Origin of the sequence: Microcystis sp. M049S2 (assembly GCF_020245625.1) — a bacterium.
Taxonomy (GTDB): Bacteria; Cyanobacteriota; Cyanobacteriia; order Cyanobacteriales; family Microcystaceae; genus Microcystis; species Microcystis ichthyoblabe_A.
Genome location: NZ_JADBUN010000168.1, coordinates 1 through 21,762 on the forward strand (window position 1 = coordinate 1; position 21,762 = coordinate 21,762).

The following is a 21,762-nucleotide window of genomic DNA, read 5'->3' on the forward strand; positions in this document are numbered from 1 at the left end:
TAACAATTTGTAATATTCCTTGTTGACACCCTTACTGACAAAGAAAAAACTGAAATCAAGTCAGGATAAGGGTTGGAGTGCTTACTGCAAAAATTGTTAAGAAAGATCCCTATAAGGGATAGCTTAATAAGGGGGGCATCGGATAATTTTTAACGCCTACCTACTTAAAAATGGGGAAAAATCAGGAGTTAAGCTGCCGGTGTCCAAAGTATAGGAGAAATTTGGGCTAATCAATTAGCCAGTTTTGCCGGTTTAGCCGAATTATCCTCAATCACATCTAACCGCGAAAAAACCGCCAAAAAGAGTGATAATAAACCTAGCTATTCCCAGAGTAACAAGGAAAGCCCGATGGTGAAAACAGTAATAGGTGTCGATTTAGGTGGAACTGCTATTAAAATTGGTAAATTTGACCAAGAGGGCAATTGTCTCGAATCTCTCACCTTGCCCACTCCCCAACCCGCTACACCCAAAGAAGTCGCCCTTACCATACATCAAGGCATTTGTCAAGTAAATTTAGATAAAAGTTGTCAAGCCATCGGTGTGGGAACGCCGGGGCCGACGGATGCTCAGGGAAGAATTGCCAAAATAGCGATTAATTTGGCAGGATGGCGGGATATTCCCCTGGCCGATTGGTTAGAAGAAAGCACGGGAATGCCGACAATTTTAGCCAATGATGCCAATTGTGCCGGTTTGGGGGAAGCTTGGTTAGGAGCGGGCAAACGGTTTCAAAACTTGATCCTGTTAACTTTGGGGACGGGAGTAGGAGGGGCAATTATCCTCGATGGTAACTTATTTGTGGGCAGCAAGGGAACGGCCGCAGAATTAGGCTTAATAACCCTCAATTTTGACGGTCCATTGTGCAATAGCGGTAATCAGGGTTCCTTGGAACAGTACACCTCCCTGCAAGCTATTCGCCGGATGACTGGCAAAGAACCGAAGCAATTGGCGGAATTGGCCGAAAAAGGCGATCGAGAGGCTTTAGAATTCTGGCAGGGTTACGGTTGTTTACTGGGGGCTGGTATCGCCAGTTTACTCTATGTTCTCACCCCAGAGGCGGTAATTATCGGCGGCGGTATTAGTGCCAGTGCTAAGTTTTTCTTTCCCTCTCTCCTCACAGAAATCGAAAGACGGGTTTTACCTAGTTCCAGAGAAGGATTAGAGGTATTAACGGCCGAGTTAGGTAATCGCGCCGGGATGGTGGGAGCTGCCAAATTGGCTTGGCAATTAGTGGACTTGCGCGGGGAGTCTAAGTAGTCATGCAAAATTAATTTCCTAGTGAAGATAGGCAAAAGGCAAAAGGCAAAAGGCAAGAGGCAAGAGGTGGTTAGATATGTGTAATTAATTTTGCTTAGGTACTTATTATGGGGGGGACTGACTTAATCGTGAATAATTAAATGGCGATCGCCATCGATACTCACCCATCCCTGACGCTGAAATTCCCCTAATAAACGCGTCACCGTTACCCTCGTGGTACCGATAGCATTGGCGAGATTTTGATGGGTTAAACGGATCTTTAAACGACTGCCTTGGGCGATTGGTTCTCCCATTTCCCGCTTTAATAACTGTAGTAACTGCTGAAGACGTTCCTCCACTCGTTTGAGTCCTGCGATCGCCAGTAGGGATTCCGTTTGTTGTTGACGACGGATCATTTGATTTAACATCATCCTAGTTAATTCCACCGAGTTTTCCACTTCGGCGATCGTGTACCATTTTAGGTAAAGTTCCGACAAGGCTCTGGCGTGATAGGATTCCAGATGGGTCAAATTTAAGCCAAAAAAGTGGGATGAATGAACCCAGCCTAGTAAAATTTCCTCTCCACTCTCAGATACTTGACTTAGTTGCGCCATACCCCGATAAACTTGCCAGACTCCATCGGCCACCAGAGGAATATTTTCCCCGCGATCATAAAAATGGAGCCGACGACTCTCGCTATAGTCTTCTCCGAAGGGTGAGACGCTGGGATTATAGGTCAGCAACATGATCAAAGTTCTCCTGGGTGAGGGGATAGCAATTTTAACCCCACTTTACTGTATCAAGGTAAACATTAGGTAATCCCCAGATTAACAGTTATCAGTTATCAGTTATCAGTTATCAGTGGGTAAGTCATCAGTTTTCAGATGTGATACTAAATCTGGTTATTAAAAACTGATTATCTATTGCTCCTTTTGCCTATTGCCTTTTGCCTGTCCTCATAAGTAGCCTATACTCAACGGATTTAGTATGAGTTATCAGTTCACTGATTACTGATTACTGTTCACTGTTCACTGAAATAACTTCCCCATTTCCCTCTCCCGCAGCTGAAAAACCTCAAGATTATTAATTTAAAGCATCTTTAAGAGCCGTGCGAGCGGCCAGATGATTGCGGGTTGAGGTGAGAATTTCCGATTCTCGTTGCAGACGACTGACTGTATCGAGCATTTCCAATAAAGCTTGTTGTTCCCCGGCCACACCGTAGAGATTACCCGCCACCCAGTAGGATAATTCCAGGGGAAGACTGGGCAAATCGTCAGGGAGTTCAATTTTTTGAGCGGTTAATTTGGCTGAGAGATGAACCACATCCCGCAGCAGTCGATCCACTTCTGTGGCCAGAGGTCGCAGATCTTGGGTGGTGGGGACATCTTCAATCCACTCCACTAAACCGACGAGATAAGGTTTTTCCCGGACGTATTCTAGGACACGGAAGCGCTGTTGACCGATGGTGAGAATTTTTAGGCGATCATCTGGGAGACGTTGACAACGGACAACTTCCGCACAACTGCCCACTTTAGCAATTTCTCCCGTGGCCGGATCTACCATTAAGACCCCAAAACGGCGATCTTCTTCCAATATCGTATTCATCATAATCCGATAGCGAAACTCGAAGATGTGCAGGGGCAGAGGACGACCCGGGAATAAAACAACTTCGGGTAGGGGAAAGAGAGGTAATTCTCTAACGGCAATGGAAGAAGTGGCCATAGGTTTAGTAAAAAAAAACCGATCTTCTCTTATTTTTACACAATCCCCCCTGAACCGCTAGGCAAGGGCAATGGGCGGGAGACGGGAGACTGTGTTCAGGAGTCGGTCGTCAGGAGATTATTTTTATTTAGGGTCTGCTGAATATGGATACCTCTACTGGTAGATTCTGACTTGCGTGCTTACCTTGACCTTGAAAGGGATTGGTAGCGACAATTGGCGATGCCTCTGGGTATCCTGATTCGACTGACTCTCAGGCTAGAAAGCTCTATTGAGGAAACAACCTTTTTGTCTTAGCCTTAATTTCAGGCTTGGCGGTGCCAACTTTGGCATCGGGACTGCCCCCTGACAAGACCAATTAACCGAATCTACCGGCTACATAATCGCGAGTTTGTTGATTAACTGCATCGGTGAAAATTTTCTGGGTGGTGTCAAATTCTACCAAACGACCGACACGGGTTTCATCGGCATTAAAAAAGGCCGTGCGATCGGATACTCTAGAGGCCTGTTGCATATTATGGGTGACAATCACGATCGTGTATTGTTGCTTCAATTCATGGATTAATTCCTCGACTTTGAGGGTAGAAAGGGGGTCTAAAGCCGAACAAGGTTCATCCATTAATAATACTTTTGGTTTTACCGCCAAAGCGCGAGCAATACACAATCTTTGTTGTTGTCCCCCCGATAATCCTAAAGCGGATTTATTCAACAGATCTTTAACTTCATTCCAAAGAGCAGCCCCTTTTAAAGCTGATTCCACAATCCCATCTAATTCACTGCGACTAGCGGAACGATAAATTCTAATACCATAGGCAATATTATCGTAAATACTAGCGGGAAAAGGGTTAGGGCGCTGAAAGACCATACCCACCTGTCGCCGTAAGGTATGAAGGTTAACTTTGGGGGCGTAGATATCTTGGCCAAAAAACCTAACTTTGCCTTTAACTGTCACCTGTCCCTCTAATTCCCCGATGCGATTGAGGGCTTTTAAGAGAGTGGATTTACCACAACCAGAGGGGCCGATCATGGCGGTTACTTGCCTTTGGGGGATTTCTAAAGAAACACATTCCAGGGCTTTTTTGCTACCGTAGAAAAAGCTAAGATTTTCGACTTCGATCGCCGAATTAGCTAGAGACGTAGGATTGTTCATGAGAGAGGAATCGATCATAAGAAAAATGCTTAATTTGAGCGTTTACGAGTGACAAAACGGGAAAGAAGGCTAGTAATTAAAACTAAGATAATCAGGACTAAAGAAGCTGTCCAAGCCAAGGAATTTTGTTCAGGAAAGGGGGAACTAGCGTAGTTATAAATCAACACCGTTAAAGCCGGTGTGGGCGACCAAAGACTTTCTTGCCAAAATTGACTAAATAAAGCCGTAAACATTAAGGGGGCGGTTTCTCCAGCGGCCCGGGCCACCGCTAATAATATCCCGGTCATAATCGGTGCGATCGCTGCTGGCAGGACAATGCGAAATACCGTATCGAAACGGGAACCCCCCAAAGCGGAGGAACCGAGACGGTAGGACATGGGTATTAGTTTTAGTGCCTCTTCCGTGGTTAAAGCGATGATCGGCAACATAATCACCCCCAAAGCAAAGGCCCCCGCCACGGCGGAAAATTGTTTGGTAGTTAACACCAAAACCCCGAAGGAAAACACCCCGACGATAACGGAAGGGGTACTACTCAATACCACGATCGCAAAGCGCAGAATACCGCCAATTTTGGAACCCCGAGCGAATTCCGAGAGGAAAACCCCGGTGAGAATCCCCAGAGGTATGCTGCCTAAGGCCGCTAAACCGACCATGGTTAAAGTACCCACGATCGCATTAGCGAAACCGTTGGGAACACTAGGATCGGAGCCAACTGGGGCGGGTAAAGAGGTGAAAACTTGCCAATTGAATCCGGGTAAACCTTCTTTGACAATTTGAAAGAGGATAGCGAATAAAGGCAGAATGGCGATGGCACTAAGAGCGATCGCTAAACCCGTGAGACCGTTGGTAAAAAAATGTCGCCACGGTGACAGGGGTTGCTGTAAATCTTCTTCGGGAAAAGCTCCTTGATTCATAAAATTAACGATTGCGGTTGATAAATTGTACTAATAAAGCCGCTACACTATTGACGGCTAAGGTAATAACAAATAGAATCAAAGCTAAATACATCAAAGCTCCGATGTGGATTTTTTCAAAAGCTTCTGGGAAGGTATTGGCTAGTACAGCAGGAATAGTATAACCGGGGGCCAAGAGGGAGGGACTAATAATCGAGGAGTTACCGATTACCATGGCCACCGCCATAGTTTCCCCTAAAGCGCGACCTAAACCGAGGATAATCGCCCCGATAATACCGGAACTGGCCGCCGGCAACAACACGCGCCAGATGGTTTCCCAACGAGTCGCCCCTAGGGCCATGGAGGCGCTGCGTAATTCGGGGGGGACGGTAAGCAGCACATCGCGACTGATAGCGGAAATAGTCGGCACGATCATAATGGCCAGGATCACACCAGCGATCAGCATACTTGGTCCCAAAGGTTGGGTATTAAACAAAGGGAACCAAGCAAAATTTTGAAATAACCATTCTTGCAGGGGTTTAAGCACGGGAATTAGCACAAAAATCCCCCATAACCCGATAATTACACTAGGAATCGAGGCGATTAATTCCACTAGAAAACCGATGGGATAACGGATACTTGCTGGTAAATAATTCTCGCTAGTGGTTAAAGCAACGGCGACACTGAGGGGAATAGCTAATAAAAGAGCCAGAATCGAGGAAACAATGGAACCGAAAATAAAGGGTAAACCACCAAATTTGAGGACGTTCACATCCCAAGTGGTTCCCCAGAGAAATCCCCAACCGAATTCATTGATCGCCGGCCGCGCATCCTGAAAAACAATCCAGGCCATCCAGAGCAGAAAAATTAAACCGGAGGCGGCACAAATCCAGACTAGGAGCGTAAAAATGCGATCAAATAAACCCGCAGTGCCGGGGTTTTCGTTAAGATTGGCTGCTGAAAGATCAAAAGACTCAACAGGTTCAGAAAAATTGGCCATAAAGTAGAGAGCGATTACCAGTTATCAGTTGTTGAAAACGCAACTGTAGGGGCTGAACAATGTTCAGCCCAGAGAAAAGAAATACTTGCAGTTATTAGTTATGGGGTTAACTGGTAACTTTTTTCCATCTTACTGGAAAGCGGTGACAATCAAGTTCAAACTAATACAAAAGTATTTATTTAATTTTGTTAACTTCGGCTAAAACTCTTTGAGTCACCGATTGGGGAATCCGAGTAAATTCCAATTGATTGTTAATACCTTGACCGGTGGTGAGAATCCAAGTTAACAGTCTTTTAATTTCTGCTGCTTTTTTGTTATCAGCATAGTCTTTCGGTACTAATAACCAAGTAATCCCGACGATCGGATAACCACTGCTCGGATCATCTACATTAGCGGTAAAATCGGCGTTAAATTTGATCCCTTCCATCGCCTTGTTAGCTTGAGCGAGACTGGGTTCGACAAATTGACCGGCTTTGTTTTGAACTTTGGCAGTTCTCATGGTTGCCCCTTCATTTTTGCGGGCAAAGGTATCTTGAACGTAACCGATCGAGCCTTCTGTTTGTTTAACCAGGGCCGCCACACCATCATTTTTCGGTCCCTTGAGAACAGTAAAACCCCAGTTAGGTTCTTTGCTGGTTCCCACTTTACTTTTGAAAGAAGGACTAATAGCACTCAGGTGAGAGGTAAAAATCTCGGTAGTACCGCTACCATCAGCCCTAACCACCACTTTAATGGGTCGGTTGGGCAGTTTCGGATCCACTTGTCTCCAGTTAGTGATCTCGCCACTGAAGATTTTACCCAGGTTAGCCCGGGAAATTTGCAGGTTATTTACCCCCGGCAGATTATAAACCACGGCGACGGCTCCTCCGGCGGTGGGAACTAGCAGTAAACCGTTTTTCATCTGGCTTTTTTCCGAGGAGGAAGGAGCGGCATCGGAAGCCCCAAAATCGACCGTTCCAGCGATAAATTGCCGGACACCAGCACCGCTACCGACGGAATTATAGTTAACGGTGACACCGGTGGCGTTTTTATAGTCGGCAAAATAACGCTGGTATAGGGGCGCGGGAAAGGAGGCTCCTGCACCGTTCAGGGTTTGGGCGAGGGTTTCTCCCATCGTCCCTGCTAAGGCCGCTGCCGTGGCGAAGGAGACAGCACACACACGAGTTAGGGTAGCAGTTGAGAATATCATAAGTTTTCCGGTTGAAGAATCCTGCACAATTGGAGAAAGTTGAACTTTCTTCAAGATATAGTTTAAGGCACAAATATTACTTTTAAATCTAGAAATATTGGGGATTTTTTTGGTTAAGATTGGGTAAAATTTCGGTTAAGTTTAATTTAAAAAGTTCACAGCTTTTGGCAATAATTTAGATCGATAAAGACAAAAATCCATTGTATCTATTCAAGGATGAAATCTTAATTTAAACCATCTGTTGGGGAGAAATTGCCCGGACAAAGCTTTTTATCTAGGGCTTGCTGAATAAATCTAAAAATCTTGGCTCTCCCAGCTTTGGTGGGTAAAATGTATTCTAAGATACATTTCTCCTAGCGAGGGGGTGGAACGAACCACAAAGACACAAAGGACACAAAGATCGATCGATCCTATGTGAGTTAAACTTATCACACAGAACCTAGAAGAGCCAAATCTTGTTGGATAAGGCTTTTAGACTTTACGCCCCACACCCCACACCCCACACCCCACACCCTGCCCCCACGAAAAACTTTTTCAGCAGACCCTATCTAGGTGTGTCAAGGCAAACAGGGCCACCGCTGCTTTTCGCTACTGTTAAGTTTGTTATCTTTTTGGTAGAATTTTTACATCAAATCAATTTTTTTTGAAATGATGGAGATAGATTTTTCTGACTCCCAGAAAAGCAAGGGGATGGATAAATGCTGATAAATCTCGATAAATTGCTCAAAAAGGCTCTTGTTTTTGTTAGTGCTGGTGTTTTAGTTGCTTGCGCTCCCGTTGACTCCCAATCAAACAAATCAATTATTATTGATGGGTCTAGCACCGTTTACCCGATCACCAAAGCTGTCGCCGATGAATACAAAAAACAAAAACAGCCGTCTGCGGATATAAGCGTCAAATTTTCGGGTACTACTGGCGGATTTCGGCAGTTTTGCGCTGGAAAAACCGATATTAGCAATGCTTCGCGACCGATTCGCAGCGATGAGATCGAAGCCTGTAATCGGAATAACATTAGATTTATCGAATTGCCGATCGCCTTTGACGCACTCACCATCGCAGTCAATAAAGAAAACAATTGGATTGACAGCATCACTTTAGAGGAATTAAAAAAAATCTGGGAACCTGCGGCCCAGGGTAAAATTACCAAGTGGAGTCAGGTGCGATCGGGATTACCGGATAAACCTCTCAATCTCTTTGGTGCGGGCAAAGATTCGGGAACTTTCGATTATTTTACGAAAGCGGTGGTAGGAGAAGAAGATGTTAGCCGCAGCGATTACGTTGCCAGTGAAGATGATGACACTTTAATCCAAGGAGTTAGTCAAGATGCCAACGCCCTGGGATATTTTGGTCTAGCTTACTACGAAAAACAAGCGGCGAACTTAAAAGCTTTAGCAATAGACAGCGGTAAAGGGGCTGTTTTGCCCTCCCGGGAAACGGTGCTACAATCCACCTATCAACCCTTAGCCCGTCCTTTATTTATCTACGTTAACGCCCAAAAAGCTCAGTCTAATAAAGATTTACAGCGTTTTGTCGAGTATTATCTCAGTCAAGCTCAAAATATCGTTCAAGAGGTCGGTTATATTCCCCTGAGCGGTGAGCATTATCATTTAGCCAAGGTCACTTTCTTTAACGGGGAAGCGGGAACAGTTTTCGGGGGACACTCAAAATTCGATGTGACTTTAGCCGAATTACTGCGCCAGAAAGCCAAGTTTTAGAAACTTAAAATAGGGTGAGATTAACTCGCCCTATAAAATTTTATTTTAGCTATTATTGCTGTGATCTTAACCAAAACGACCGCTAACATAATCTCTAGTGGACTCTTGAGCGGGATTTTGAAAGATAACCTCGGTGCGATCATATTCCACTAAATAACCTACTTTACCCCCTTTTGGTGTCGGTTCAGCATTATAAAAAGCCGTTAAATCAGAAACCCGCGACGCTTGTTGCATATTATGAGTAACAATAACTATAGTATATTGGGTTTTTAATTCGTGAATTAATTCCTCAATTTTTAGGGTAGAAATTGGATCGAGTGCCGCACAGGGTTCATCCATTAAAACAACTTCCGGTTTAACCGCAATAGCGCGAGCAATACATAACCTTTGTTGTTGTCCCCCCGATAAAGCTAAACCACTTTCTTTGAGTTTATCTTTAACATCATCCCAGAGAACGGCTTTTTTTAAAGATTCTTCCACTAATTGATCCATATCGCCGATGTAACCATTTAAGCGCGCCCCAAAAGCGATATTTTCATAGATAGATTTAGGGAAAGGATTCGGTTTTTGAAACACCATACCGATGCGACTGCGTAACCCGATAGGATTAACGGAATTACCATAAATATCTTGACCGCGAAAGGTGACTTTTCCCTCAATTTTGGCACTTTTAACCAGATCATTCATGCGATTAAAACAGCGCAAAACTGTACTTTTTCCGCAGCCAGAGGGACCAATAAAAGCGATCGCTTTTTTCTCAGGAATATCAAGGTTAACATCACGAACGGCGAGATTAGAACCGTAGTAAACATTTAAGTTTTTGGTTCTCAAAACTGCATCGGTAACAACATCGGTACTATACATAATCTTTAAAAAAAAAGGAGATGGGTGTTTTTTTAGTGACTGGTAAACAGTAATCGGTAATCAGTGAAAAGAAAACTCCCAACTTGCCACTTCATACTGTTCACTGAAAACTCACATCTGATAACTGATAACTGATAACTGATTTAGCCAAAACGTCCACTAACATAATCTTTAGTTGCTTGTTCTTGAGGATCACCGAAGATTTTGTTCGTATGATCAAACTCGACTAAATAACCAATTTTGCCACCTTTATCGGTGGGTTCAGCGTTATAAAAAGCCGTTAAATCTGCTACTCTAGTAGCTTGTTGCATATTGTGAGTAACAATAATAATTGTATAACGTTCTTTTAATTCGTGCATTAATTCCTCAACCTTTAAAGTTGAAATTGGATCGAGTGCCGAGCAGGGTTCATCCATTAATAATACTTCTGGTTGAGCGGCAATAGTACGAGCAATACATAATCTTTGTTGTTGTCCCCCCGATAGGGAAAAACCGCTTTCTTTCAGTTTATCTTTTACTTCTTCCCAGAGAGCAGCCCGACGCAGGGAAGTTTCTACTAATTCATCCAAATCGCCTTTATAACCATTTAAGCGCGCTCCGTAAACCACATTATCATAAATGGATTTGGGAAAAGGATTAGGGCGCTGGAACACCATACCAATGTATTTTCTTACTTCGACAGGATCCACCTCTTGAGAGTAAATATCCTGGTTATGATAAAAAACTTTGCCGTCAATACGAAAACCGTGAATTAAATCATTGAGACGATTAAAACACCTGAGAATGGTACTTTTTCCACAGCCAGAGGGTCCGATAAAAGCGGTGACTCTATTTTTGGGAATATCGATCGAAACGTCTCGTACTGCTCGATAATTTCCATAGTAAATATTAGCCTTATCCACCTTTAAAACGGTTCCTGTAGAATGGGGGTTAGAGTTAGTTAGCATAAATTATTTACCTTGAATTTGGCTAATTGAGGAATTGGAAAGATAGGTAGATTTTTACTTAAATATCCCTTTTTACTTTTTCCTTGACTTAAGTAGGGAGGCACAATTATTTGTAGGATGGGTTAGCGATAGCGTAACCCATGCGGGCGTTGGGTTTCATGCTTCAACCCAACCTACGTTCTTTTTCCTTGACTTAATAGGTTTTCTGGCGCGTGGCTAAACGGGATAAAATGTTAGTTACCAACACCAAAAGCACCAGAATTAAAGCACCTGCCCAAGCTAATTGCTGTTGGGGGGCAAAAGGGGCAGTAGCAAAGTTGAAAACTAGGACCGAAAGGGTGGCAATCGGTTCAAAGACACCCCGGGGCCAAAAGTTAGAGAATAATGCCGTAAAAATTAAAGAGGCCGTTTCTCCAGCAGCCCTAGCAATTGCTAAAGTCACACCGGTTAAAATAGCGGGAACTGCCGCAGGAAGGACGATTTTTAGGACGGTTTGGTAGTTATAGGCCCCTAAACCCATGGCTGCCCAGCGGATGTCTTGGGGAACGATTTTTAAAGCCTCATCGGTGGTTCTAATAATAGTGGGTAACATTAACACCGCTAAACCGATCGAACCGGCAAGGGCAGAAAAGCCTAAAAGGGCTGTTCCTTCGCCAAATAAGGGCGCAACTAGCAAACCGTAGGCGAAAACCCCGACAATAATCGAAGGGACACCCGCTAAAACGTTGGTAGCAAACCGCACACCCTGGGCAAGTTTGTTATCACCGCTAAATTCCGAGAGATAAACCGCCGCTAAAACGCCGATGGGAACTGCGATCGCTGTAGCGAGGGCAACGACGATAATTGTGCCTAAAATGGCATTAGCGATGCCTCCCCCTCCTAACCCCGGCGGCGGCGGTAATTTGGTAAAGAGATTGGCGTTTAAACGACCCACCCCTTGCACAAAAACGAAGCCTAGGACGGCAAAAAGGGGAATAATCGTCACTGCTAAACATAAACCCGAAATCACGGTCATAATTGTCCCCAATAGCGATCGAGGACTACCCGGTTTCTTTTTGAGATTATTGCCTAAATTCGCACTATCCATATCAGTTATCAGTTATCAGTTATCAGTGAAGAGTGAACAGTAATCAGTAATCAGTGAACAGTGAACAGTGAACAGTGAAAAGACAGCAGTAAACTGCCATTTGATGATGAACACTTAATACTCAAAACTCAAAACTGATAACTGACGAAAGATGGCTTAATACTTAGCTTTAACGCGATTAACGATTAATTCGGCGAAGATATTGACTACTAGGGTCAAAACCAAGAGAACAAAACCCGCATACATTAAAGCCGATATTTGCATTCCCGATGCTTCGGCGAATTGGTTAGCCAATAAGGAAGCGATCGTGTTAGCAGGGGCGAGAATAGAGGCACTAATGCGGTTAGAATTGCCGATAATCATCGTTACTGCCATGGTTTCCCCTAAAGCGCGCCCTAAAGCTAACATAATCCCCCCGACAATCCCAGAAAAAGCGGCAGGAATTAAGACCCGAAAAATCGTTTCCCAACGGGTGGCCCCCAAACCTAGGGAAGCTTGTCGCAAATCCGGCGGTAAAGCGGCCAAAGAGTCGCGAGAGATAGCGATAATAATCGGCAGGATCATAATTGCTAAAATAACCCCCGCCGGTAACATTCCAGGACCCCCTAAAGGAGTACTAAACAGAGGAATCCAACTAAAATTAGCATTTAACCAGTTACCAAGGGGTCTGAGGATAGGAATCAATACAAAGATACCCCATAATCCGTAAACAACACTGGGAATAGCGGCCAAAAGTTGTACGAGAAAAACCAAAATTGTCCGCGCATTTAAGGGAATAAAATCTTCGCTTAAAAAAATGGCTGAACCGATGCCGAGGGGAACAGCAATCAGGAGGGCAATCAGAGAACTAACGAGAGTTCCGTAGATAACGGGAAGAACTCCGAATTCTTCCCGACCGCGCACGGGATTCCAAGCACTACTGGTCAAAAATCCCAGACCAAAGGTTTGAATCGCTGGTAGGGCCCGAATAAAAATAACTAGAGCAATCAGGAGCAAAATCAGCCCAATAGCGATGGCAAAGGCGGTGGTTAACCCAACAAAGCCTTTATCAAGGATTTTTTCCGATTCTGGACGTTCTTTAAAATTTGAGTCGGGTGGAACTGTGGGCGCACTCATGATTAGGGTTTAAATCCAGCTAGTTTGCGGTAGCTAAGGGAGAAATTGGCCTTTCTCCACTACTATTGTAACTTTGAATACATTTTTTCGGCGACTAATCCACCTTGATCGTGTAATCGGGATAGATGACATCGGCAGCGGCGGCTACTCGTTCCCGAACGTTTTTCGGTAGGGGAATATAACCAAGGGCGGCGGACTGTTCCTGTCCCTGATTGAGTCCAAATTCAATCATCGCCTCCATAGCTAAAGCTTTTTGGGGATCGTTGTATTTTTTGTAAACTAACATCCAACTATAGGTGACAATGGGGTAGGAATTTTCCCCCGGCGGATCGACGATAAAAGCGCGTAAATTTTCAGGCAGTTCAACGTTAGCGAGGGTAGCAGCGGCGTTGGTTTCATCGGGAATGACAAATTTACCCGCCTGGTTTTGTAGGGCGGCCATGGGCAGGTTATTATTTTTAGCGAAACCGTACTCGATATAGCCGATCGAGCCTTGATTTTGTTGAATTAGGGCAGTTACACCTTCATTTCCCCTACCGCCGAGAAATTTACCTTTTTTGGTCGGCCATTGTACGGCTTTTCCTTCACCGATACTTTTTTTCCATTCGGGACTAACGGCGCTTAAAAACTTGGTAAAAACTCCCGTTGTTCCGCTACCGTCTGCCCGGTGAACTACGGTAATTTCTTGATCGGGTAGTTTTAAATCGGGGTTATCGGCGGCAATTTTGGTATCGTTCCAACGGGTAATCGTGCCTAAAAAGATGCCTACATAGGCTTCCCTACTTAGTTTCAGCCCTTCTACTCCGGGCAAATTATAAGCCATAACGATGCTTCCCGCCGTCATCGGTAGCAGTAAAACCCCGCGGCTAACTCTGGCCATATCCTCGTCACTCATGGCCACATCGGAAGCGCCAAAATCGATCGTACCTTGGATAAATTGTTCTACTCCTGCCCCGCTACCGGTGGATTGATAGTTAATTAGCAGTTTAGAAAATAGTTGATTGATGGTGACAAACCAGTTTTGATATAGGGGTGCAGGAAAAGAAGCGCCCGCACCATTGAGGGCGACCTCTCCTTGCAGAGGAACCTGGGCGATTCTATTGCTTCCCTCTCCGCTAGTTCCTGCCGTATCGCCGCCACCACAAGCGGTTAAAGTCGCTGTTAAAGTCGCTAGGGATAAGGCTGTTAGTAAATGGGTTCTGTTTTTGTTGAGCATAGGATTAATTTTGATCCGTAAACTGCCTTAAATCTTACGCTAAAAGTTACCACTGCTTGGTAAAGAATAGGTTAAGAAGCGAATAAAAAAATATAATGTATTGTCAAGAAAAATTTTCTCGATAACTAGACAAAAATCTCAACTTCTTTTACTATTTATTTTGACTAAACATTAGTTTTAAGTAGGGAGGCACAATTATTTGTAGGATGGGTTAGCGGTAGCGTAACATAATCGGGCGTTGGGTTTCATGCTTCAACCCAACCTACGTTCTTCTTTTACTATTTATTTTGACTAAACATTAGTTTTAAGCCGCGGGTAAAGCCGCTGACTTTTCCAGTTTAGATTAGGTTTTTCTCTTTCCTTATCATTGTAGTGACGTAAAAACAACAAAGAAAAGATTAAGGTTTTTAGTCATCATCCCTCAGCTTTTTTCTCCCCACTTCCCCACTTCCCCACTTCCCCACTACCCCACTACCCCACTTCCCCACTGATAACTGAAAAGTCTCCCCAATACCCGTTTTTACTTTCTCCTTTTGACACCTATGCTAGAAATCTTTACTCAGCTATCTCGTCCCACCAAAGTAGTGGCAATTGTCCTGGGTACTGCCCTAATTTTACCCGCCTGTGCCAATATTAATCCTCAAGACCTAAAACCAATTAAAATCGATGGTTCGAGTACCGTAGCACCAATTACCGATAAAGTTCTCGAAGATTTTAAAGCTAATACCCCTAACAAAGTTTTGGCTGATGTTAAAATTGACGCTAATATTTCAGGAACTGGCGGCGGTTTTAGAAAATTTTGTGCGGGAGAAACCGATATTAATAATGCTTCTCGGCCGATTTCTGTGGAAGAATTAAAAGAATGTGATGTTAATAAGGTAAGATTTATTGAACTACCGATCGCTTTTGATGCTTTAACCGTGGTAGTCAATCCCCAAAATAACTGGGTTGATGATATTTCCACCACAGAATTAAGAACTATTTGGGAACCAGCGGCCGAGAATAAAATCAAACGTTGGAATCAAATTAATCCCGCTTGGCCCGACCAACCGATTACCCTTCACGGACCAGGTAAAGACTCCGGAACCTACGATTTTTTTAGTGATGTAATTAACAGTAAAGATGCCAGTCGTGGGGATTTTAATTTTAGTGAAGATGATGAAGCTTTAGTTAATGCCGTCAGTCAAGATGCCAACGCTTTAGGCTATTTTGGCCATGCTTACTATGAACAAAATCGGGATAAATTAAAAGCGTTGAAAGTTAACGGTATTGAACCAACTCGCAGCAATGTCGAGGATAGTAAATATCAGCCTTTATCTCGTCCTTTGTTTATTTATGTTAATGCCCAAAAAGCCCAAGAGAATCCCGCTTTAGAGAAATTTGTCGAATATTATCTTGATCGAGTTCCCAATTTATTAGATAGTATTGGTTATATTCCCTTGCCCGATGAGGCCTATCATTTGGCACGGGTACAGTTGCAAAAATTTGAGGTAGGAACGGTTTTTGAGGGCCGACCTCAACCCAATTTAACCATCGGGGAATTACTTCGCAAACAAGCCCAATTTGAAGCGAAGTAGGGTTGGCTGAATAAATCTAAAAACCTTGTTTGGTAAGACTTTTAGACTTTTTGTCAATCAAAAAGTACCGGCTCTGGGAGTGAGCGGGGGGAGAACTCAGGGACTTTTTCCCTGAAAATTAGGTAATTGACCCCCTCAAAATGGGTAGAACCCTACACCCTACACCCTACACCCTACACCCTGCCCCCAGGAAAAACTTTTTCAGCAAACCCTACTTAATTAACCCTTCGGTGTCGCCCCAAATTGTTCGATGAGGATAGAAGTTAACACCGATTTTAGATCTTCACAGGGAATCCCTTTTTGTACACAGCTGCCCAGGTGGGCATCTTTACCCACTTTACCCCCCATATAGAGGTCAACTCCCTCCACGGTTTTGCCGTCTTTGCGAGCTTTTGTCCCCATCAAACCGATATCGGCCACTTGGGGTTGTCCGCAGGAGTTAGGGCAACCAGTCCAATGGATCCGCACACCCCGGGGGATATTTAATTCGGCATCTAACTGACTAATCAAGTCCACAGCCTTATTTTTGGTTTCAATCAGGGCAAAATTGCAGAATTGCGCCCCCGTACAGGAAACGAGCGCTCGTTGTAAAGGAGTGGGATTGGGGGTAAACTTAGCCAGTAAAGGCTCGGTTAAAAGAGTCGGCATATTTTCAGCCGCTATATTGGGAATAATCACGTTTTGTTCCACAGTTAAACGCAATTCTCCGCTGCCATACACTTCGGCAATCCGGGCCAAATCGAACATATCATCGGCAAATAGACGACCAACGGGAACACAAAGACCGATATAGCTCAATCCCTCCTGTTTTTGCGGAAAAACTCCCAAATGATCCCGTTTTTCCCAGTCAATAGCGTCTTTTTCCGCCGCCGTTGCCAAGGGATAACCTAACTGATTGGCCACCCGGGTGCGGAATTCCTCAATTCCCCACTCATCAATTAACCACATTAAACGGGATTTTTGACGATTGGCCCGCAATCCGTTATCGCGGTAAACCTCCAAAATTCCTCGGCATAAATCCACCACTTCCTGATTCGGTCTCACCCAAACATTCATGGGAATTGCCGCTTCACAGCGTTTAGCCGAGAAAAAGCCACCTACTACGACATTAAAGCCTAATTCTCCCTCTTTATAGGCAGGAACAAAGGCAATATCGTTAATTTCCGCATGAACAGAGTTATCCCGGCCCCCTTCGATGGCAATATTAAATTTGCGGGGCAGATTGGTAAATTGATAATTACCTTGACCGTAGTTGGTAATCATATCTTGGACTTTTTGGACTAATTCCCTGGTGTCAATTAATTCATCCGCGTCTAGTCCCGCCATGGGTGAACCGGTAATGTTTCTAACATTATCCATGCCCGATTGTACCGAAGTCATACCCACGGATTTTAGTCGTTGGAAAATATCAGGAATATCTTCGATACGAATACCGCGTAATTGTAGGTTTTGACGAGTAGTAATGTCGGCATTGCCATCATCGCCGTAACGCTGCACAATTTCCCCTAAAACGCGCATTTGCTCACTGCTAATAATGCCGTTAGGAACCCGCAAACGCATCATAAATTTGCCCGGGGTGACAGGACGATAAAAAACCCCCACCCATTTTAAGCGATGTTCTAAATCGGTTTTATCCATTGCTTCCCAACCGATTTGGGCAAAATGATCCAGTTCATCTTTAATGGCTAGTCCGTCTTTCTCGGCTTTAAATTTCTCGAATTTATTGAGAGTTGTTCCATCTTTTTCAGGTGCTTGTACCACGAATCTATCTCCTTCTGGTTTGTGGGTGTAATTGTTCTAGTTGGTGCGGGTTAGAAATGAAGAAATCGGGATTTAACAATAAGTATTCTGTAAAATACTGTCGTCATTAGCAAAAATTTAGTAATTTACCTAGTCTCTATTTGTTATTTAATTCTTTTTAACTTGGATAATTTTGTATTGTTTGTAACAGAAATCCTTTAACCATCGTGTTTAAGGATTTCTATCATGCAGTAAGTGCATTGAGGTGGGGTGTGGGGAAGTGGGGTGTGGGGTGTGGGGAGATGGGAGCGAGGAGAATAAATAAAAATAATCTCCTGCCTTCTGCCGACCGCCTTCTGCTTTCTGTCTCCTGTGAATTTTCCTAAGCGAGAAACTTAACCAACTCCTCTAATTTTTGCCAAGCTAACCCACTGGCTAAAATCTCGCAAGCGAGGGCGAAACCGGCAGCATGATCGCCAAAAGTGACCTTTTCTGCCACCTGTAGGGCAAGAGAGGCATTAATCGCCACAGCATCCCGTTGAGCCGGCATTCCCCCCCCTTGCAGGACATTTTTGAGAATTTCGGCATTTTCTGGCACTTCCCCGCCTTTAAGGGCATTTAAACTGGCTCTGGGGATAGAAATTGACAAGGGATCGATCGCCGCAGAAATCACCTCGCCATTATTTAATAAAGCCATATCGGTCAGATCTCCTAACCCCACCTCGTCGAGTTTTTCCCGGCCGTGAACAATAATCGCCTTTGGGGTTCCCATTTGTGCCAAAGCTGTGGCCATGGGGGTGAGAAATTGCTGGTCATAAACCCCGATAACTTGACCTGTGGGACGGAGAGGATTAACTAGAGGGCCCAGAAGATTAAAAACCGTGCGAACTTTCAGGGTTTTGCGGAGATTAGCCACACTTTTCAGGGCTGGATGCCAACCGGGGGCAAAAAGAAAGGTAACTCCCACCCCATCTAAGGCCGCCGCTACTTTCTCGCTAGGGGCGCTCAAATTAACCCCAAGATATTCTAAAACATCGGCCGAACCGACCTTGCTGGAGGCGGAGCGATTGCCGTGTTTAGCCACTTTTACGCCCCCGGCGGCCGCTACAAAAGCCACGGCAGTGGAAATATTAAAGGTTGAGGCCCCGTCACCGCCGGTGCCACAGGTATCGATAACGGGAGTAGTATGGGGTTTAGGGTCTTCTAAGCGAGATTGTTGCCGTAAAACTCTGGCCATTCCCGCTAATTCCGCGGCCGAGACTCCTTTTGCTTGCAAAGCCGCTAAAATCGCCCCCGATAAAACTTCTGGAATCTGACCGTTTAACCATCCGGTCATTAATTCTTCAGCTTGGTTAAGGGAAAGGGATTTTCGATCGAGTAGTTGCTGCAGTAGGTTTGGCCAGTCTGGAGTGGTCATCGCTGTTCCATTGCTGTGGGGAGGGGGCGATATAATATCATAGCGGTTTGTCTGGAGAATCGATCGCTCCTAGTAATTTGGCTCTCTTAGGTTTGGTGGGTAAAATGTATTCTAAAATACAGTTTTGCGGCCGAGTGAGTGGGACGAACCACAAAGACACAAAGGACACAAAGACTGATCGCTACTATATAAGTTAAACTTATTACACAAAGAATAAGAGAGCCGGAATTTTTACTTTAAATCGAGCAAACCCTGTTCTTTTAACTTAGGATTAAAACGAATTTCCATCTGTACTCCCCGTTTTTCTAGGGTTGATAAAATATCATTTTCTACTCGTCTGGATACCTGTTTTAATAACTTGATTTGCCCTACTTCGTCAGCACTTTGATAAATTTCTTTTTCTGTCTCAGTCATGACTAATTTAGCATCAATTGGTTCTGTCCAGAGTTTTTCATCGCCGATTACTGCCTGACTTTCTCTTAGCCAAGCTTGTTTAATCGATTCGAGAATAGTTCGATTAGGACGCTCAATCACTTGTATTTTTAGCCAATAACAAGCTTGGGGCTGTCGGGCAAGATGTTGTTTTAAACTGAGATAAATATCACGAGAATAGCCGGCAAACTCTAGGACTTGCTCTCGATTAAAAATGGCATAAACCCCGATTTTTCCCTGGAAATCAGCAGATATATTACCCGTGGTATCTAGGTAAGGAATATATTCTAATTGTTGGAGATTAGCAAAAGTATCAGGCTCATTCATAATTAACTGTCGATAATTGGTTGGAGATATAGCGTTTTTCAGTCTGCTGAGGTACAAAAGTTATGGGTTTTAGGCAAAAGGCAAAAGTCAAAAGGGAAGAAAAATATGTGTAGCTCACTAGCTTAGGAAACGCTATAGATAAATTATACCTAAGTTTGAATTTTATATTCCGGGCTGTGGCTAACCCAAGAGGGTAAACTAACAGTTATCTGACTCGATAACCCCAGACGTACTGAGATATAATAGGGTAGGTTACTAAACTATCAAGTTAGATACAATGCTGGCTATATTTACGATCGGGCATTCTAACCACACCCCAGAAAAGTTCCTCGAACTCCTCTCCATTCATAATATCAATGCTTTAGCAGATGTGCGTTCCGCTCCTTACAGCCGCTATCTTCCCCACTTCAACAAACAGGCCCTCCAGTCCTACCTACCCAAAGCAGAGATTCGCTATGTTTTTTTAGGGGCGGAGTTAGGGGCGCGGCCTGCAGATAGTAGCTGTTATGTGGAAGGCAGGGCCCTTTACGAAAAAATTGCCGTCCTTGACTCATTCCAACAGGGACTGAAGCGCATCATCAAAGGATCGCAAAATCATCGCATTGCCCTGATGTGTGCCGAGAAAGACCCGATCACTTGCCATAGAGCCATTCTGGTGTGCCGGCATCTCCTGTCTTTTAACCTTGAAATTGCCCACATTCACAGCAACGGTGACTTGGAGTACCAGGAAAATCTCGAAGAACGACTCTTGCAAATTCATGACTTGCAAGACAAACAGGAGAATATACAACTATCTCTTTTCCCTACAGTCAGTCAACCTCAGTTGCCACGAAGCGAGAGAATTAGTCAAGCCTATCAGCTGCAGGGCGATCGCATAGCCTATGTGGAGAAAGATCATGATTAAACTTTTCACCATCGGGTTTACCCGAAAATCTGCCTCTAGTTTTTTTGAGGGCCTAAGAAAAGCGGGCGTTACTAAAATCATCGATACTCGCTTGCATAATACCTCCCAGTTATCCGGCTTTGCCAAACAAAACGACTTAAAGTACTTTCTCTCTGAGATTGGCGGCATCGATTACTCCCATGAACTATCACTTGCGCCCACTCAAGAAATTTTAGATGCCTACAAAAAGAAACAAATATCGTGGGAAGATTACTCTAAAAAATACCTTGAGATTCTGCGTCAAAGACATATTGAATCAACGCTCAAACCGGATAGCTTACAGAATTCCTGTTTTCTTTGTAGCGAAGACAAACCTCACTTTTGCCACCGGCGACTTGCCGCAGAATATCTTCAGTCCCATTTTAATAATATAGAAATTATTCATCTGTAGCTATATGGAGATAATTTGTCTAGCTAATTCTTACAAGCATCAGGGAAGATGTATTGCGGGGATAGACCGAGAATCGGGTCAGTGGTTCAGACCAATTTCCGAGTTAGAAGACGGCAGAATCCCTCTAGATAATAATTGTATTCAGACTGGGGAAATTAGTATTTTGGATATCCTCAGTATTCCTATCGACAGCGAGAGAAAATCTGGCCATGAGATTGAGAATATTGGCTATAAAAACTTACCTTGGGCAATTATTGGCAAAGCAGAGGTAGCCAATCTTTTACAGTTTTGCGAGGGCGATTTATTATATCCCGATTACGGAAAGTCGATACCTTATGAATATCTGAAATCCCAAGCTCCAGTACGCACTCTCCAATTGATTGAGGTAAAATCATTCTGCTGCCTTAAAAACAGCAGGGGGAAATGGCGGGGGATTATTGCCGATGCTCAGTATGATTTCGCCGATTTTGATCTTAGCATCACCGATCCGATAATTCTAGAGAAACTCGATCGAGAGGAAGAAATAAACCCTCACTGTTTAATCTGCCTCAGTCTCGGACAGCCCTGGCAGTCCGATGTCAATCTTCCCCTATCATGCTATCGTTTGATCGCGGGAGTGGTTGAACTTTTGCCTGAAATTCAACTCATCGCTACGGAAATGGAGAGATTATCTTGGAGTAGAGAACAAGGAAAGGAATATTTAAAAGAAAAATTTGGCAAAGTTTCCCGCTATCAACTTACTGAAAATGAAGCTAAACAGTTTCTTGATTTTTTGAGAAGCGGTGGAAAAATATAGCCAACTAACA

General features: G+C 44.0%; 20 protein-coding genes. 6 read left to right on the plus strand and 14 right to left on the minus strand.

Translation table 11 applies throughout. The features are described from left to right. Positions 1 to 348 precede the first annotated feature (348 nt). Positions 349 to 1,254 carry an ROK family protein gene (locus IM496_RS14670; protein WP_194015671.1) on the plus strand — a complete coding sequence of 302 codons (906 nt, stop codon included), beginning with the start codon at positions 349 to 351 and terminating at the stop codon, positions 1,252 to 1,254. 122 nt (positions 1,255 to 1,376) lie between these two features. On the opposite strand, the gene IM496_RS14675 is transcribed toward IM496_RS14670, so the two are convergent. The 6 genes from IM496_RS14675 to pstS (IM496_RS14700) all read right to left on the minus strand — a co-directional run bounded on the left by IM496_RS14675 (position 1,377) and on the right by pstS (IM496_RS14700) (position 7,184). Beyond that, a complete protein-coding gene (locus tag IM496_RS14675) occupies positions 1,377 to 1,979 on the minus strand; it encodes a Crp/Fnr family transcriptional regulator (RefSeq protein WP_287662368.1) in 603 nt (200 codons plus the stop codon). A 337-nt stretch (positions 1,980 to 2,316) separates the two neighbouring features. After that, positions 2,317 to 2,955, minus strand: coding sequence for an LON peptidase substrate-binding domain-containing protein (locus tag IM496_RS14680; protein WP_194015667.1), 639 nt, complete (start codon positions 2,953 to 2,955; stop codon positions 2,317 to 2,319). A 355-nt stretch (positions 2,956 to 3,310) separates the two neighbouring features. Continuing rightward, the gene (pstB, locus tag IM496_RS14685; RefSeq protein ID WP_287662369.1) at positions 3,311 to 4,120 is read right to left on the minus strand and encodes a phosphate ABC transporter ATP-binding protein PstB; all 810 of its coding nucleotides are present in this window, start codon (positions 4,118 to 4,120) and stop codon (positions 3,311 to 3,313) included. A gap of 11 nt (positions 4,121 to 4,131) precedes the next feature. Beyond that, positions 4,132 to 5,016, minus strand: coding sequence for a phosphate ABC transporter permease PstA (gene pstA, locus IM496_RS14690; protein WP_287662371.1), 885 nt, complete (start codon positions 5,014 to 5,016; stop codon positions 4,132 to 4,134). Between the two features lie 4 nt (positions 5,017 to 5,020). Then, positions 5,021 to 5,995 (minus strand): phosphate ABC transporter permease subunit PstC, encoded by a 975-nt coding sequence (gene pstC / locus IM496_RS14695; protein WP_194015661.1) that lies wholly within the window; start codon positions 5,993 to 5,995, stop codon positions 5,021 to 5,023. A 175-nt stretch (positions 5,996 to 6,170) separates the two neighbouring features. Further along, the gene (gene pstS / locus IM496_RS14700; protein ID WP_287662372.1) at positions 6,171 to 7,184 is read right to left on the minus strand and encodes a phosphate ABC transporter substrate-binding protein PstS; all 1,014 of its coding nucleotides are present in this window, start codon (positions 7,182 to 7,184) and stop codon (positions 6,171 to 6,173) included. 698 nt (positions 7,185 to 7,882) lie between these two features. Here pstS (IM496_RS14700) and IM496_RS14705 point away from each other — a divergent pair. Next, complete coding sequence (locus IM496_RS14705; protein ID WP_194017554.1) at positions 7,883 to 8,899, plus strand: PstS family phosphate ABC transporter substrate-binding protein; 1,017 nt, start codon at positions 7,883 to 7,885, stop codon at positions 8,897 to 8,899. Between the two features lie 66 nt (positions 8,900 to 8,965). On the opposite strand, the gene pstB (IM496_RS14710) is transcribed toward IM496_RS14705, so the two are convergent. From pstB (IM496_RS14710) to pstS (IM496_RS14730), 5 genes are all read right to left on the minus strand, one after another. After that, positions 8,966 to 9,763: a phosphate ABC transporter ATP-binding protein PstB gene (pstB, locus tag IM496_RS14710; RefSeq protein ID WP_008196127.1), complete on the minus strand. Its 798-nt coding sequence runs from the start codon at positions 9,761 to 9,763 to the stop codon at positions 8,966 to 8,968. Between the two features lie 143 nt (positions 9,764 to 9,906). Then, positions 9,907 to 10,710, minus strand: coding sequence for a phosphate ABC transporter ATP-binding protein PstB (gene pstB / locus IM496_RS14715; protein ID WP_194017552.1), 804 nt, complete (start codon positions 10,708 to 10,710; stop codon positions 9,907 to 9,909). 193 nt (positions 10,711 to 10,903) lie between these two features. Next, positions 10,904 to 11,797 (minus strand): phosphate ABC transporter permease PstA, encoded by an 894-nt coding sequence (gene pstA / locus IM496_RS14720; protein WP_004268305.1) that lies wholly within the window; start codon positions 11,795 to 11,797, stop codon positions 10,904 to 10,906. 156 nt (positions 11,798 to 11,953) lie between these two features. Continuing rightward, the gene (pstC, locus tag IM496_RS14725; protein WP_194017547.1) at positions 11,954 to 12,913 is read right to left on the minus strand and encodes a phosphate ABC transporter permease subunit PstC; all 960 of its coding nucleotides are present in this window, start codon (positions 12,911 to 12,913) and stop codon (positions 11,954 to 11,956) included. 94 nt (positions 12,914 to 13,007) lie between these two features. After that, positions 13,008 to 14,129: a phosphate ABC transporter substrate-binding protein PstS gene (gene pstS, locus IM496_RS14730; protein WP_287662374.1), complete on the minus strand. Its 1,122-nt coding sequence runs from the start codon at positions 14,127 to 14,129 to the stop codon at positions 13,008 to 13,010. A 542-nt stretch (positions 14,130 to 14,671) separates the two neighbouring features. Between pstS (IM496_RS14730) and IM496_RS14735 the strand changes: the two genes are divergently transcribed. Continuing rightward, on the plus strand, positions 14,672 to 15,706 hold the full coding sequence (locus tag IM496_RS14735) for a PstS family phosphate ABC transporter substrate-binding protein (protein ID WP_194018343.1): 1,035 nt from the start codon (positions 14,672 to 14,674) through the stop codon (positions 15,704 to 15,706). Between the two features lie 219 nt (positions 15,707 to 15,925). Here IM496_RS14735 and IM496_RS14740 read toward each other — a convergent pair whose 3' ends face one another. The 3 genes from IM496_RS14740 to IM496_RS14750 form a co-directional block, all read right to left on the minus strand. Continuing rightward, the gene (locus IM496_RS14740) at positions 15,926 to 17,467 is read right to left on the minus strand and encodes a ferredoxin--nitrite reductase (protein WP_159249067.1); all 1,542 of its coding nucleotides are present in this window, start codon (positions 17,465 to 17,467) and stop codon (positions 15,926 to 15,928) included. Positions 17,468 to 17,828: 361 nt separating this feature from the next. Then, complete coding sequence (trpD, locus tag IM496_RS14745; RefSeq protein ID WP_287662376.1) at positions 17,829 to 18,863, minus strand: anthranilate phosphoribosyltransferase; 1,035 nt, start codon at positions 18,861 to 18,863, stop codon at positions 17,829 to 17,831. A gap of 231 nt (positions 18,864 to 19,094) precedes the next feature. Then, positions 19,095 to 19,622: a GIY-YIG nuclease family protein gene (locus IM496_RS14750; RefSeq protein ID WP_194017678.1), complete on the minus strand. Its 528-nt coding sequence runs from the start codon at positions 19,620 to 19,622 to the stop codon at positions 19,095 to 19,097. Positions 19,623 to 19,899: 277 nt separating this feature from the next. Here IM496_RS14750 and IM496_RS14755 point away from each other — a divergent pair, with 277 nt between their 5' ends. The 3 genes from IM496_RS14755 to IM496_RS14765 are packed head-to-tail and all read left to right on the plus strand — an operon-like array spanning position 19,900 to position 21,752. Next, a complete protein-coding gene (locus IM496_RS14755) occupies positions 19,900 to 20,526 on the plus strand; it encodes a DUF488 domain-containing protein (RefSeq protein ID WP_194017676.1) in 627 nt (208 codons plus the stop codon). Beyond that, complete coding sequence (locus tag IM496_RS14760; protein ID WP_002782504.1) at positions 20,519 to 20,956, plus strand: DUF488 domain-containing protein; 438 nt, start codon at positions 20,519 to 20,521, stop codon at positions 20,954 to 20,956. Before IM496_RS14755 ends, IM496_RS14760 begins: the two co-directional genes overlap by 8 nt. A gap of 4 nt (positions 20,957 to 20,960) precedes the next feature. After that, complete coding sequence (locus tag IM496_RS14765; RefSeq protein WP_194017674.1) at positions 20,961 to 21,752, plus strand: dual OB domain-containing protein; 792 nt, start codon at positions 20,961 to 20,963, stop codon at positions 21,750 to 21,752. Positions 21,753 to 21,762 lie beyond the last annotated feature (10 nt).

Bases quoted from the DNA above. Each gene is read 5' to 3' on its own strand.
- IM496_RS14760 (WP_002782504.1), top strand. From the start codon at position 20,519: ATGATTAAACTTTTCACCATCGGGTTTACCCGAAAATCTGCCTCTAGT.
- IM496_RS14750 (WP_194017678.1), bottom strand. From the start codon at position 19,622: ATGAATGAGCCTGATACTTTTGCTAATCTCCAACAATTAGAATATATT.
- IM496_RS14670 (WP_194015671.1), top strand. From the start codon at position 349: ATGGTGAAAACAGTAATAGGTGTCGATTTAGGTGGAACTGCTATTAAA.
- trpD (WP_287662376.1), bottom strand. From the start codon at position 18,863: ATGACCACTCCAGACTGGCCAAACCTACTGCAGCAACTACTCGATCGA.
- IM496_RS14675 (WP_287662368.1), bottom strand. From the start codon at position 1,979: ATGTTGCTGACCTATAATCCCAGCGTCTCACCCTTCGGAGAAGACTAT.
- pstB (WP_008196127.1), bottom strand. From the start codon at position 9,763: ATGTATAGTACCGATGTTGTTACCGATGCAGTTTTGAGAACCAAAAAC.
- pstS (WP_287662374.1), bottom strand. From the start codon at position 14,129: ATGCTCAACAAAAACAGAACCCATTTACTAACAGCCTTATCCCTAGCG.
- pstA (WP_004268305.1), bottom strand. From the start codon at position 11,797: ATGGATAGTGCGAATTTAGGCAATAATCTCAAAAAGAAACCGGGTAGT.
- pstS (WP_287662372.1), bottom strand. From the start codon at position 7,184: ATGATATTCTCAACTGCTACCCTAACTCGTGTGTGTGCTGTCTCCTTC.
- IM496_RS14755 (WP_194017676.1), top strand. From the start codon at position 19,900: ATGCTGGCTATATTTACGATCGGGCATTCTAACCACACCCCAGAAAAG.
- pstC (WP_194015661.1), bottom strand. From the start codon at position 5,995: ATGGCCAATTTTTCTGAACCTGTTGAGTCTTTTGATCTTTCAGCAGCC.
- IM496_RS14680 (WP_194015667.1), bottom strand. From the start codon at position 2,955: ATGGCCACTTCTTCCATTGCCGTTAGAGAATTACCTCTCTTTCCCCTA.
- pstB (WP_287662369.1), bottom strand. From the start codon at position 4,120: ATGATCGATTCCTCTCTCATGAACAATCCTACGTCTCTAGCTAATTCG.
- IM496_RS14705 (WP_194017554.1), top strand. From the start codon at position 7,883: ATGCTGATAAATCTCGATAAATTGCTCAAAAAGGCTCTTGTTTTTGTT.
- pstC (WP_194017547.1), bottom strand. From the start codon at position 12,913: ATGAGTGCGCCCACAGTTCCACCCGACTCAAATTTTAAAGAACGTCCA.
- pstB (WP_194017552.1), bottom strand. From the start codon at position 10,710: ATGCTAACTAACTCTAACCCCCATTCTACAGGAACCGTTTTAAAGGTG.
- IM496_RS14735 (WP_194018343.1), top strand. From the start codon at position 14,672: ATGCTAGAAATCTTTACTCAGCTATCTCGTCCCACCAAAGTAGTGGCA.
- pstA (WP_287662371.1), bottom strand. From the start codon at position 5,016: ATGAATCAAGGAGCTTTTCCCGAAGAAGATTTACAGCAACCCCTGTCA.
- IM496_RS14765 (WP_194017674.1), top strand. From the start codon at position 20,961: ATGGAGATAATTTGTCTAGCTAATTCTTACAAGCATCAGGGAAGATGT.